The sequence below is a fragment of the Halomonas sp. ND22Bw genome (assembly GCF_003011945.1).
GTDB lineage: Bacteria > Pseudomonadota > Gammaproteobacteria > Pseudomonadales > Halomonadaceae > Halomonas > Halomonas halophila.
Window position 1 is genome coordinate 1 of sequence record NZ_PXWD01001590.1, and the last position, 243, is coordinate 243.

The 243-nt window shown below is 72.0% G+C and carries 1 protein-coding gene; it reads right to left on the reverse strand.

Translation table 11 applies throughout. From position 1 onward, the window contains the following. Positions 1-243, reverse strand: a 243-nt coding sequence (locus CVH10_RS23615; protein ID WP_181244737.1) for a PLP-dependent transferase, incomplete at both ends; no start/stop codon positions are given.

Genomic DNA, 243 nt, shown 5'->3' on the forward strand with positions numbered 1-243 from the left:
TCGTAGCCGCCCTTGAGGCCGAGGGTGAACACTGCGCCGGCGCCGTTGGGCGTGTAGCGCCGGGCGAGCTGATGATAGCGGTCGGTCTCCAGGCCCGGGTAGCTGACCCAGGCCACGGCCGGGTGGCTCTGCAGGAAGCGCGCCACCGCCAGCGCGTTGTCGCAGTGGCGCTGCATGCGCAGCGGCAGGGTCTCGATGCCCGACAGGAGCAGGAAGGCGTTGAACGGCGAGAGCGCCGGCCCG